This is a genomic window from Nocardia sp. IFM 10818 (genome assembly GCF_054655275.1).
Genome location: NZ_BAAHJH010000001.1, coordinates 3,477,270 through 3,491,596 on the forward strand (window position 1 = coordinate 3,477,270; position 14,327 = coordinate 3,491,596).

Annotated in this window: 1 protein-coding gene; it reads right to left on the bottom strand. The window is 70.5% G+C overall.

Annotation, left to right across the window (positions count from 1 at the left end):
* Positions 1–3: 3 nt before the first annotated feature.
* On the bottom strand, positions 4–14,295 hold the full coding sequence (locus ACYQ5L_RS16040) for a type I polyketide synthase (protein WP_459958287.1): 14,292 nt from the start codon (positions 14,293–14,295) through the stop codon (positions 4–6).
* Between the last annotated feature and the right edge of the window lie 32 nt (positions 14,296–14,327).

Genomic DNA, 14,327 nt, shown 5'->3' on the forward strand with positions numbered 1-14,327 from the left:
TCGTCAGGACAGGTCGAGTTCGTCGTCGATGATGTCGAAGAGCTCGTCCAGGTTTGCGTTCGCCAGTAGGTCGTCGTCGCCGTTGTCGTTTCCGGCCGCCGTGTTCTCCCGGTCGTCCAGAAGCGATCGCAGCCGACTGCGTACCCGGGCCGCGTGCTGTGGTTCGAGCTGGGCGAGATTCGCCGCCAAGCGGTCGATATCGGCGAAAACCGAGTCCGCCGTGGCGGATTCGCCGGACAGCGCGCCGTGCAGGTGCTGGTGCAGCGCGGCGGGCGTGGGATGGTCGAAGATCAGTGTGGCGGGCAGGAGCAGCCCGGTGGCCGCGTTCAAGGCGCCGCGCAGTTCGACGGCCATCAGCGAGTCGAACCCGAGATCGGTGAAGGGCCGGTCCATGTCGATCGTCTCGGCCGGGTCGTGCCCCATCACCGCGGCGATTCGGCCGCGGATCAGTTGCCCGAGTCGCTCGCGTCGCTCGTGCGGCGCGAGCCCACGCAGGGTGTCGGCCAAGGCAGGCTGTGCGGCGGCCGCGGCGGCCCGGACCGGCCGCGGGACCAGGCCGCGCAGCACCGCCGGAAGCTGCCCGTCCGCGGCGCGGCGGCGCAGCATCGCCCGGTTCACCGGCAGCGGCACGACGACCGGGTCGGCGCCGGATACGGCCGCGTCGAACAGCGCGAGGCCGTCCGCCTCCTCGATCGGAGAGAGACCGGTGGCGGCGAGGCGCCGCCGATCCGCGTCGCTCAGCCGGTGTGCCATGCCGGTGTTCCAGAGGCCCCAGGCGATGCTGGTGGTGGGGTGTCCGGTGGTGGTGCGGTGGTGGGCGAGGGCGTCGAGGTAGGCGTTGGCGGCGGCGTAGTTGGCTTGGCCGGGTGAGCCGAGGGTGGCTGCGGCGGAGGAGAACAGGATGAAGGTGGTGAGGTTGTGGTGTTGGGTGAGTTGGTGGAGGTGCCAGGCGGCGGTGGCTTTGGGTGCGAAGGTCCGGTGCAGATGCGCAGGGGTCTGGCGCTCCAGGGTCGCGTCGTCCAGCGCACCGGCGCAATGCACGACGGCGAGCGGCCGCTGACGCGGGATGGTGTCGACTGCGGCGGCAAGCTGGCGCGGATCGGTGAGATCGCAGGCGATCTGGGTGACTACGGCGCCGGCGGGTTCCGGTGCGTCGCCGCCGCGGCTGAGCAGCACCAGATCACGGGCGCCGTGCGCATCGACGAGATGCTGTGCGATGCGAGCGCCCAGCGCGCCCGACGCACCGGTGACCACGATGGTGCTCGCGCTCCAGTCCGGGGTCACGGGTGACGCGGCGGGGGCGGGAACGAGACGAGGTACGCGAATCTCACCGGCGCGCAGCATCATCTGCGGCTCGTCGCAGGACAGCGCGTGCGGCAGGGCTGCCCACGATCGCTCGTCGGTATCGATGTCCACCAGCAGCACCCGTCCCGGCTGCTCGATTTGCGCCGCGCGGACCAAGCCCCACACGGCCGCCCCGGCGGGCGCGGGTGTACTGTCCACGGCAACCGCGTTCGATGTCACGACCACGATCGTTCGATCGTCGGCGCAGGATTGGATCGTGCTCAGCACCTCGGTCGCGGCCGCCAGTGCGGCGTCGGGGTGCGGATCGGCGCCGTGGTTCGCTCGTAGCAGCACATGCGTGGCCTCGGCGACCTCGCGCTCATCTCCCATGTCGGCGAATACCACTGCCGCCGTGGGGGTTTCCAGGGGCAGCCAGACGGGCACGAACATCGACCGCTGCGTGCTCGCGAACTGCTCCGGTGCGATCTTGCGCATGGTGAGGCGATCGACCTCGGCGACGGGCCTGCCCGTGACATCGGCGACCAGCAGCGCCACCGCGTCCTCGCCCTTCGGCGACAGGCGGGCCCGCAACACCGGCGACCCTGCGGCATACAGCGTGACGCCGGACCACGAGAACGGCAGGCGGGCCTGGCCGTCCTCACCGAACATCCGGCCGATCCCGACGCCGTGCAGTACGGCGTCCAAGAGCGCCGGGTGCAGATCGAAGCCGGCGGAGCGGTGCTCCTCCTCCGGCGCGAATGCCACCTCGACCGCAATGTCCTCGCCGATCCGCCACGCCGACCGCAGCCCCTGGAACAATGGACCGTAATCGACGCCGGCGGCGGCGAATTCGGCGTAGACGTCCGTGACGGACAACGCGACGGCGCCCTGCGGAGGCCAGATACCGAGGGACCACGACGGTTCGGCGCCGGGGGCGGCGTCGAGAACGCCGGTGGCATGGGGTTGCCACGCTTCGCCGGGCGCGTCGAAGCGGGAATGAACCGCGACCGCGCGGCGGCCGTCGCCGTCCGGTTCGGCAACGGCGATCTGCAGATCGATGGCGCCGCTCTCCGGTAGCGTCAGCGGGGTCTCCAGCGTGAGTTCCCGCAGGCTCCGCAGTCCGATCGTCTGCGCGGCCTGCAACACGAGTTCCACGAATCCGGTGCCGGGGAACACCACCGCGCCCGCGACACTGTGGTCGGCCAGCCACGGGTGAGATGCGAGTGACAACCGACCGGAGAGCACGACACCGCCGGACTGCGCGAGTTCCACGCTGGAGGTGAGCAGCGGATGACCCGAGCCCGCTCGATCCTGTGCGGCGGTGGACTCCGGCCAGTAGCGGGTGCGCTGGAAGGCATAGGTGGGCAGCGGGACTCGGCGTGCACCGGTACCGGCGAAGTAGCCGTGCCAGTCGGGGTCGATGCCGGCTGTGACGAGCCGCGCCAGGGCGGCGGTGATCGCGTCGGCATCACCCTGCTTGCGGTGTATAGACGGGATCGCCGTGCCGGGGACGTGCGGGGTCAGCGTGGCGTCGGGGCCGATCTCCAGATACACCGATGCCGCGGTGCGCTCCATGGCCTCGGCGAAGCGGACGGTGCCGCGGGCGTGCCGGACCCAGTAGTCCGGATCGGCGAGGGTCGTCGTATCGACGGGGCCGCCGGTGACGGTGGAGACGAACGGGACCGCCGGAGCGGCGAACGTCAGACCCGCGACGGTATCGCGGAACTCGTCGAGGATCGGATCCATCAGCGGAGAGTGGAAAGCGTGCGAGACGCGCAGCCAGCGGGTGCGGTGTCCGGGCAGCCGGTCCGTAATCGCGACGAGCGCGTCGTGCGCGCCCGAGAGGACAAGCGAATTGCGGCCGTTGACGGCGGCGAGGCCGACGTGGTCCGCGAATCCGTCGAGCAGCGACCGGATCTCGTGTTCGGCCGCTTCGACGGCGACCATGGCGCCGCCGGCCGGCAGGGATTGCATGAGTCTGCCGCGGGCGCTGACGAGCAAGGCGGCGTCGGTGAGGGTGAGGACCCCCGCGATGTGTGCGGCCGCGATCTCGCCGATCGAGTGCCCGGCCACCACGGCAGGCGTGATGCCCCACGATTCCCACAGCCGGTAGAGGGCGACCTGCACGGCGAACAGTGCGGGTTGGGTGTACTCGGTGCGGTCCAGGAGCGCCGCGTCCTCGCCGAATACCACATCGCGCAACGGATGCTGCAGCTCGAGCACCGCGCAGACGGCGTCGAAGGCCGCGGCGTAGACCGGATAGGCGTCGTACAGCTCGCGGCCCATGCCGAGGCGTTGCGAGCCCTGACCGGAGAACACCATTGCCACAGTGCCGCCCGTGCCCCGACCGGTGAACACGCCGGGCAAGACCTCCCCCGCGGCCAATGCGGTCAGCGCCCGGCCGCGTTCCTCGAGGTCGCCGCCGACCAGGACGGCGCGGTGTTCGAACGTGTGGCGGGTGGTAGCGAGCGAGTAGGCGATGTCCAGTGTGGAGATGTCCAGTGCCGAGATGTCCAGTGCCGAGGTGTCCCCGCCGACCTGGCGTGCCAAGCGGTCCGCCTGCGCGCGCACGGCGGCATCGTCGCGTCCGGACAGGACCCACGGCGCCGTGACCGGCGCGGGCGGCGCCGTGTCGTTCTCGTGGTCGTCGGGCGCCTGTTCGAGGATGACGTGGGCGTTGGTGCCGCTCACCCCGAAGGAGGAGATGGCGGCGCGGCGGGGTCGGTTGGTGTCGGGCCAGGTCTGATTCTCGGTGAGGAGGGCGACTTTGCCCGTGTTCCAATCCACTTCGTCGGTCGGTTGGTCGATGTGGAGGGTGCGGGGGAGTGTGCCGTGGTGCATGGCCATGATCATTTTGATGATGCCGGCGGCTCCGGCTGCGGCTTGGGTGTGGCCGATGTTGGATTTGATCGATCCGAGCCAGAGGGGGTGTTGGCGGTCCTTGCCGTAGGTGGCGAGTAGGGCTTGGGCTTCGATGGGGTCGCCGAGTCGTGTTCCGGTGCCGTGGGCTTCGACGGCGTCGATGTCGGTGGGTTGTAGTCCGGCGTTGGTGAGGGCTTGTCGGATGACGCGTTGTTGGGCGGGGCCGTTGGGTGCGGTGAGGCCGTTGGAGGCGCCATCCTGGTTCACCGCCGAGCCACGCATGATCGCCAGTACCGGATGGCCGTTGCGCCGGGCGTCGGAAAGACGTTCGACGAGGAGCAGACCGACCCCCTCGGCCCAGCCGGTGCCGTCGGCGGTGCTGGAGAACGCTTTACAGCGCCCGTCCGGTGAGAGACCGCCCTGCCTGCTGAATTCGACGAATGTCGTGGGGGTGGACATGAGGGTGACGCCACCGGCCAGCGCCATCGTGCATTCGCCACTGCGCAGCGCCTGGGCGGCGAGATGAAGGGCGACCAGGGACGACGAGCACGCCGTATCGATGGTGACCGCCGGGCCCTCGAGTCCCAAGGTGTAGGCGATGCGCCCGGATGCCACGCTGGTGGTATTGCCGGTGAGCAGGTACCCCTCGGTGCCCTGGGCGCCGTTCTGCAGCAACGAGGCGTAGTCCTGGCTGTTCCCACCCACGAAGACGCCGGTCTTGGTGCCGCGCAATATCATCGGGTCGATTCCCGCGTGTTCGAAGGTCTCCCACGCGGTCTCGAGCAGCAGCCGCTGTTGCGGGTCCATCGCGAGCGCCTCGCGCGGCGAGATTCCGAAGAACGCCGCGTCGAAATCCGCCGCACCGTCCAGGAATCCACCCGCCGTCGCCGTACTGCTGCCGCGCTCACCGGCCGCGGTCTCCAGTAGCGAGCCGAGGTCCCACCCGCGATCGGTGGGGAACTCGGACACGGCATCGCGACCCGCGAGCACCAGATCCCACAGTTCTTCGGGGCCGTGGACACCACCCGGGAAACGGCAGCCGAGGGCGACGATGGCCAGTGGCTCATCCGACTCCGCGATCGTCGTGGCGGGTTCGGTCGGTGACTCGTCGCCGAACAGCGCGGTGAGGTGCACGACGAGCCGCTCCGGGCTCGGATGATCGAACACCGTGGTGGCCGGAAGAGCGATACCGATGGCTGCGCTGAGTCGGTCGCGCAGCTCCACCGCGGTCAGGGAGTCGAACCCGAGGTCTCGGAACGCCCGGTCGGGATCGATCTCGCCCGTCTCGGCGTGGCCGAGCACGGCCGCCACCTCGGATCTGACGATGTCGAGCAGGCGTGAGCGCCGCTGTGCGCCGCCGAGCGCGGAAAGATGATGCCGCGCCGCGGTTTCGGGCACGTCACGTGTGCTCAGGAGCGCGCGCGCCTCCGGCAGATCGGACAGCAGGGCACTGTGGCGGGCGGAGACGAAAAGCGGCAGGAAATCCTCCCAGCGCACGTCCGCGACGGTCGAACACGGTTCGTCGTCGCACACCGCCTGCTCCAGCGCCGCGATCGCGAGATCGGGCGAGAGCGGAACCAGGCCGCGGCGGCGCATGTGCGCACCCGACTCGCCCTGGGCCATGCCGCTCTCGGCCCACGGCCCCCAGGCCACCGACGTCGCGGGGAGCCCGCGATCACGGCGGTGCTGTGCGAGCGCATCGAGGTAGGCATTGGCGGCGCCGTACGCGGCCTGCCCACCGGTGCCCCACACGCCGGAGACGGAGGAGAACAGGATGAAAGCGTCCAGCTTGCGGTCGCCGGTCAGTGCGTCGAGATGAGCCGCCCCGGCCGTCTTCGCTCGCACGATCTCGGCGAACGTGGCGATACCGGTATCGGACAACGGGGTCAGCTGTCCCACGCCGGCGGTGTGCACGACCGCGGTCAACGGCCGGTGATCCGGCACGGCCGCAAGCACATTCGCGACCGATGCGCGGTCCGCCACGTCGCAGGCAGTGATGGTCACCTCCGCGCCGAGCGCCGACAGTTCGGCTTCCAGTTCGGCCGCACCCGACGCCGCCGGACCGCTGCGGCTGACAAGCAGCAGATGCTCCGCTCCGCGCCGGGCCAGCAGGCGCGCCACGTGTGCGCCGAGCGCACCGGTGCCGCCCGTGATCAGGACGGTGCCCCGGGGTTCGAACCGTGTGGTGCCGGACGCGGACCGCGGTGTTCGCGCCAAACGCCGGGCGAACGCACCCGATGCACGGAGGGCGAACTGGTCCTCGCCGGCGGGATGAACCAGCAGCGCGGGCAATCGGGTGAGCGTGCGGTCGTCGAGAGTCACGGGCAGGTCGATCAACCCGCCCCAGCCCTGCGGCCACTCCAGCGCTACAGCGCGCCCCATACCCCAGAACTGGGCCTGTGCGGGCGAGCGCAATGTCTCGGAGCGGCCGATGGCGACCGCACCGCGAGTCAAGCACCACAGCGTTGCGTTGAACCCGGTGCGCTGCAACGTCTGAACCAGGGTGACGGTCGCGGTGAGCCCGCGCGGCAGCGCGGGTTCGGTGTCGTCGGCCGCCTCGTCGAAGGCCAGCAGCGACACCACCCCGGTAAGTCCGGAGACGTCACCGAGATCGGCGATCTGTCCGACCTGTATGTCGGCGCCTGCGTTCCGCAGGGCCTTCAGTACGGCGGTCACCTCGGCGTCCTCGTAGTGTGGCGACGGCACGACGACGAACCACGTACCCGAGAGCTCCGATGGCGTCCTGGTCAACGGTGTCCAGGTGACGTGATAGCGCCACGAATCCACCACGGACTGTTCGCGTTTGCGCTGTCGCCAGCCCGCGAGCACGGGCAGCGCGGCTGCGAGCGTCTCCTGGTCCCGGCTGCCCAGTTCACGGGCCAGCGCCGGAAGATCCGCTCGCTCGATCGCATCCCAGAACCGGGACTCGGCCGCGTCCGGCGTCGCCTCGCCGCTACCTTCCTCGTCTTCCCGGCCGAGCCAGTAGTGCTTGTGCTGGAACGGGTAGGTCGGCAGCGAGCTGGTGCGTGCGCCGCAGCTCGCGAAGTAGCTGTGCCAGTCGGGGTTCGCGCCGCCGACGACGAGGTGGGCGAGGGCGGTGGCGAGTGCCTGCGGCTCGGAGGTGTTGTGCCGCAGGCTCGGGACGGCCGTGCCGGGAAGGTGGGTGGTCAGCGCGGCATTGGGGCCGATCTCGAGACAGGCGCCCGCGGTGATGTGCGCGACGGCGTCGGCGAAGCGGACGGTGTCGCGGGCGTGGCGGATCCAGTGGTCGGGGTCGGCGAGAGTGCTGTCGTCGACTCGTGCGCCGGTGACGGAGGAGATCATCGGGAGGGTGGACGGGGCGAAGGACAAGCCTGCCACGGTTCGGCGGAACTCGCCGAGGATGGGTTCCATCAGTGGTGAGTGGAAGGCGTGTGAGACGCGCAGCCAGGTGATGCGGTGGCCGTGCAGGGTGTCGGTGATGGCGCTGAGCGCGGCGCGATCTCCGGACAGGACAAGGGATTTCGGTCCGTTGACGGCAGCGATGCCGACAACGTCGCTGTACTCGCTCAGACGCGGGAGCACCTCGTCCTCGGCGGCGTCGATCGCCACCATCGCGCCGCCTTCGGGGAGCGACTGCATGAGCCTGCCACGGGCGCTCACGAGGGTGGCGGCGTCGGCGAGGGTGAGCACGCCCGCGATGTGTGCGGCCGAGATCTCGCCGATGGAGTGTCCGGTCACGACCTCGGGGGTGACGCCCCAGGATTCCCACAATCGGTAGAGCGCGATGTGGAGGGCGAAGAGTGCGGGTTGGGCGTACCGGGTTTGGTCGAGTAGTTCGGGGTTGTCGCCGAAGACGATATCGCGGAGCGGCTGGGGGAGATGGGGGTCGAGTTCCGTGCAGGCGGCGTCGAAGGCGTCGGCGTAGGCGGGGTAGGCGTCGTAGAGCTCGCGACCCATGCCGAGGCGTTGGGTGCCCTGGCCGGAGAACGCCATGGCCACTCCGCCCTCGGCGGCGCGACCGGCGATCAGGCCCGGGACGGCCTGCCCGTTCGCGAACGACTGCAGCGCACGCGCGCGTTCGGCCGGATCGCCACCGGTCAGTACCGCCCGCTCCTCCAAGAGGGCGCGCGAAGTGGCGAGAGAGTAGCCGATGTCGAGCACGCTGGTCTCGTCGCTCACCTCTTCGGCGAGCCGGGCGGCCAGGGCCGACAGGGCGCCCTTGTCCCGCGCCGACACCACCCACGGAACCACCGGGGGAGATGCCGGGGTGTCGGCGAGCGGCTCCTGTTCGGGCGCCTGTTCGATGATCACGTGCGCATTGGTTCCGCTGACGCCGAACGCGGAGACACCCGCCCTGCGGGGCCGGTCGCCCTGCGGCCAGTCCCGGTCCTCGGTGAGCAGCGAGACCGCGCCCGATGTCCAGTCGACGTGTGGTGTGGGCTCGTCGACGTGCAGGGTGCGGGGCATGATGCCGTGCCGCATGGCCATGACCATCTTGATGACACCCGCGGCGCCCGCGGCCGATTGGGTGTGACCGATGTTCGACTTGATCGTTCCGAGCCACAGGGGCTCGTCGCGGTCCTGTCCGTAGGTAGCCAGCAGCGCCTGGGCTTCGATGGGATCACCGAGCCGCGTTCCGGTGCCGTGCGCCTCGACCGCGTCCACCTCGACCGGACTCAGGCCGGCATTCGCCAGCGCCTGGCGGATGACGCGTTGCTGCGCGGGGCCGTTCGGCGCGCTGAGCCCGTTGGATGCGCCGTCCTGGTTGACCGCCGAACCTCGCAGCACGGCCAGCACGGGATGGCCGTTGCGTCGAGCGTCCGACAGCCGTTCCAGCAGCACGACACCCGCGCCTTCGCCCCAGCCGGTCCCGTCCGCGGCCGCGGCGAATGCCTTGCACCGGCCGTCGGCGGCCAGACCCCGCTGGCGGCTGAATTCCACGAAGGCCGCCGGTGTGGACATCACCGTCACGCCGCCGGCGAGCGCGAGGGAACACTCCCCGGCGCGCAATGCCTGGGCGGCCAGATGCAGCGCGACCAGCGACGACGAACACGCGGTATCGATGGTGACGGCCGGGCCTTCGAGACCGAAGGTGTAGGAGATGCGGCCGGAGACCACCGCCGTCGCCGTGCCGGTGATGAGATAGCCCTCCGCGCTCTGCCCGGCGGCGCCGGTGGCGTAGTGCGAGGTGGCGGCGCCGATGAACACTCCGGTTCGGCTCTCCCGCAGGGCATCCACCGCGATGCCCGCCCGCTCGAACGCCTCCCATGAGGTCTCCAGCAGCAGTCGCTGCTGCGGATCCATCGCGATCGCTTCCCGCGGTGAGATCCCGAACAGCGCGGCGTCGAACTCCGCGGCCGCGACGAACGCGCCTTCGCGGGTGTAGGAGGTGCCCGGCCTGGAGAGATCCGGATCATAGATGCCGTCGATGTCCCAACCACGATCGGCGGGGAATTCGGAGACCGCGTCGCCGCCGCGCATCACCAGCTCCCACAGCGCCTCGGGCGAATTGACGTCGCCGGGGAATCGGCAGCTCATCGCGACGATCACCACGGGATCGTCGTCCCGGGGCGTCGCCTCGACCGTTGGCGCGGTCCGGGCGGTGGCGCCGGACATTTCCTGCTCGAGGTGCGTCACCAGCGCGGCCGGCGACGGATGGTCGAACACGAGTGTGGCGGGCAGCGCCAGGCCGGTCGCGGTGCGCAGCCGATTGCGCAGCTGGACGGCGGTGAGGGAGTCGACGCCGAGGTCACGGAACGCGGCACGCGGCGACACCGCCTCGGGCGACGCGTGCCCGAGCACGCCGGCTGCCTCGGCGCGCACCAGGTCGAGCAGGACACGATGGCGTTCGGCGGCGGTGAGTCCCGCGACCCGCTGCCGCCAGAGGCTGTCGCCCGAATCGACTGCGGCGGAACGTGGCTCGTCGAGTGCCGCGCGCGCTTCGGCGAGATCGTCGATCAGCGGGCGGCGGCGCATGGCGCTCAGCGTCGGTGCGAAGGTGTCCCACACGATGTTCGCGACCGTGACGGTCGTATCGTCGCCGTCGAGCGCCCGTCGCAGCGCCTCGACGGCGAGTTCGGGTGCCATGGCCGGCAAGCCGGTGCGGCGCAAGGCTTCTGCGGCCGAACCCTGTGCGGCCATGCCGTCGCCGCCCCACGTTCCCCACGCGACGGCCAGGGCGTGGACACCGCGGTCACGGCGAGCCTGCGCCACCGCGTCCAGGTACGCATTGGCGGCGGCGTAGGCGCCCTGCCCGCTGCCGCCCCACACCCCCGCGCCCGAGGAGAACAGCACGAACGCATCGAGTTCGGTATCGGAGAACGCATGGTCGAGGTTTCGGGCGCCCAGCGCCTTGCCCTCCCATGCCCGCGACAGCAGTTCGGTGTCGGTGTCTCGCAGCGACGCGGTGGTGCCGACGCCCGCGGTGTGGAACACGGCGGTGATCGGGCTGCCCACCGTGTGCAGCAGTCCGTCGAGCGCGGCGCGGTCGGCGACATCGCATGCCGCGATGTCCACGCGGACCCCGGGAGCGATCTGCTCCAGCTCGGCCCGCAGCGCTCGGGCGCCGGGAGCGTCGATTCCTCGCCGACTGGTGAGCACGAGATGCCGCACCCCCGACCGGGCCAGCCACCGCGCGACGTGACCGCCGAGGGCGCCGGTTCCGCCGGTGACGAGCGCCGAACCCGCGGTGGACCACGAGCGTCTCGTGGTCGCGCTCGATGCGCGAGTCAGCCGGCGGGCGAACACGCCGGAGGCGCGCACGGCGAGTTGGTCCTCGTCCCAGCCGCCCGCCAGGATCGCGGCGAAACGGGTGGCGGCGCGGTCGTCGACATGCTCGGGCAGATCGACGAGACCGCCCCACCAGCGCGGGAATTCGAGGCCCGCCACCTGACCCAGGCCCCACACCGACGCCTGTTCTGCATCGCGCATCCGGTCCGGACGGCCGAGGGATACCGCACCGGACGTCACACACCACACCGAGCCGTCCACGTCGGCGTCCGCGCAGGCCTGCAGCAGCGTCAGGGTCGCAGCCGCCGGGTCGGCGGCGAATGCGAGGAACGAGAGCACTTGCCGCGGTCGGTGTTCGGTGAGCAGCGCGGCAATGGACTCGCGAGTCGTTCTGTCGTCGAACGGGATTCGGACGACATCGGGAAGCACGTCCAGGGCGGCGGTGATCGCGGGGTGCTCGGCGTGCTCGGGACGAATGAAGGCGAGCACGCGCCCACCGGGCTCGGCCGCGGTGTGCGTCGCCGGAAGTGGGCGCCAGGTGACGTGGTACCGCCATGCGTCGACCGTCTCTTGCGCGGCGCGTTTCCGTCGCCAATCCGAGAGCAGCGGCAGCGCCGGGCGCAGGACATCCTGGGAGTCGTGGTCTCCGACCGCCAGCATCGCCGCCAGCGCATCGAGATCCTCGTGCTCCACCGCGTGCCAGAACTCCGCATCGGTCTCGCCGTCGGCCGCGACGGCCCGGACCGGAGCGTCGAGCCAGTAACGGGTGCGTTGGAAGGCATAGGTGGGCAGGGGGATTCGGCGTGCGTCGGAGAACTGCCCGGTCCAGTCGACGTCGATGCCGCGCGTCCAGGCTTCGGCTGCGGAGATGAGCAGCCGGGCGAGAGCGCCGTCGTCGCGGCGCAGCGTGCCGATCGCGACAACCGTGTCGGCGGACTCCTCGACGGCCGCGGTCAGGCCGGGGTGCGGGCTCGGTTCGATGAAGGTGGTGTGGGTCGGTACCAGTGATTGGACGACCGGGTGGAACAGAACGGGTCGGCGGAGGTTGCGGAACCAGTAGTCGGCGGTGAGTTCGGTGCCGTCGAGCCGGGTGCCGGTGACGGTGGAATGGAACGGAATGCGTCCGGCGCCGGGGACGATCGGCGCCAGGGCCGCGGTCAGTTCGGATTCGAGAGCGTCGACGTGCGCCGAGTGCGAGGCGTAGTCGACGGGGATGCGCCGCACCCGGACGTCCTGCTGTTCCAGTGCGGTGAGCAGGTTCTCGATCGCGGCGGCGGAGCCGCTGACAACCGTGGAGCGAGGTCCGTTGAGTGCGGCGATGTCGAGATCGGGGTCGTCGGCGAGGTGGTGCCGGACGGTGTCGGCCGGCAGGGCGATGGCGGCCATGGCGCCGCGTCCGGCGAGGCGGCGGGCAATGATGGCGCTGCGGAGGGCGACGATGCGGGCGGCGTCGTCGAGGGTGAGGATGCCGGCAACGGTGGCGGCCGCGATTTCGCCTTGGGAGTGGCCGATGACGGCGGCGGGTTCGACGCCGAGGGAGCGCCAGTTCTCGGCGAGGGCGACCATGATGGCCCAGAGGGCGGGCTGGACCACGTCCACCCGGTCGAGCGCGGCATGGTCGTGGCGTAGCACCTCGGTCAGCGACCAGTCCACGAACGGCGCCAGCGCCTGTTCGCAGCGGTGCATCCATGCGGCGAATACCGGTGCGGTGTCGAGCAGTTCGGCACCCATCCCGGCCCATTGCGAACCTTGACCGGGAAAGACGAATACAACCTTGCCCGCGGAGTCGGCCGTACCCTCGACCACGGCCGGGTGCGGGGTCCCGTCCGCCAGCGCTTGCAACCCGGTGAGCATCTCGGCGTGGTCACCGCCGACCACGACCGCTCGGTGGGCCAGCGCGGCGCGTGAAGAAATCAGCGACCAGCCGACATCGGCCGGGTGCGGGCCGGTCAGCGTCTTCAGCCGCCGGGCCTGATCGCGCAGCGCCGCACCGGTTGTGGCCGAGACCGCCCACGGCACAGCGACCGGCGCGGGTCGTGGCGCGTCGGATTCCTCGGTGGCGGGCGCCTGCTCGAGGATGACGTGCGCGTTGGTGCCGCTGATACCGAAGGAGGACACGCCCGCGCGACGTGCCCGGCCGGTCTCCGGCCATGTCCGGCTCTCGGTGAGGACGGCGACGTTGCCTCTGTCCCAGTCGACTTCGGTCGTGGCCTGGTCGATGTGCAGCGTGCGGGGGAGTATGCCGTGGTGCATGGCCATGATCATTTTGATCACGCCCGCGACTCCGGCGGCGGCTTGGGTGTGGCCGATGTTGGATTTGATCGATCCGAGCCAGAGGGGGTGTTGGCGGTCCTTGCCGTAGGTGGCGATCAGTGCTTGGGCTTCGATGGGGTCGCCGAGTCGTGTTCCGGTGCCGTGGGCTTCGACGGCGTCGATGTCGGTGGGTTGTAGTCCGGCGTTGGTGAGGGCTTGTCGGATGACGCGTTGTTGGGCGGGGCCGTTGGGTGCGGTGAGGCCGTTGGAGGCGCCGTCCTGATTGACGGCCGAGCCGCGGATGATCGCCAGCACGGGATGGCCGTTGCGCTGGGCGTCGGAGAGTCGTTCGAGCAGCAGCAGGCCCACGCCTTCGCCCCAGCCGGTGCCGTCGGCGCCGTCGGCGAATGCCTTGCAGCGCCCGTCGGGCGACAATCCACCCTGCCGGCTGAACTCCACAAACGTTCTCGGCGTGGACATCACGGTCACGCCGCCGGCCAGCGCCATGGTGCATTCGCCGTTGCGCAGCGCCTGCGCGGCCAGATGCAGCGCGACCAGCGAGGACGAGCACGCCGTATCGATGGTGACCGCCGGGCCCTCGAGTCCGAAGGTGTAGGAGATGCGACCCGAGGCGATACTGCCCGCACTACCGTTGCCGAGATGCCCCGCAACCTCGTCGGGGACTCGCTCGAAACGTCCCGCATAGTCGTTGTACATCACGCCGGTGAAGACGCCGGTCTTGCTGCCGCGCATCGCCGTCGGATCCATGCCCGCGTGTTCGAATGTCTCCCAGGCGATTTCCAGGAGCAGTCGCTGCTGCGGGTCCATCGCCAGCGCCTCGCGCGGCGAGATACCGAACGGGGCCGGGTCGAAATCGGCTGCGTCGTGCAGGAATCCGCCCTCACGCACAGTGGAGGAGCCGGGCGCATCCGGGTCGTCGCCGAACAACTCGTCCAACGGCCAGCCGCGATCGCGTGGGAACGCCGAAATGGCGTCGCCACCAGAGGACACCAAGCTCCACAAGGCTTCCGGGGTGTCGGCGCCGCCGGGGAAGCGGCACGACATCGCCACGACCGCGATGGGCTCGCGGTCGCGGTTCTCCACCTCCGACAGGCGTTCCCGCGCCTGCTGGAGATCAGCGGTGACCCGCTTGAGATAGCTGAAGAGCTTTTCGTCCTGCGCCATGCGCGCAACCACCTGTCGATTCGAACGGATGT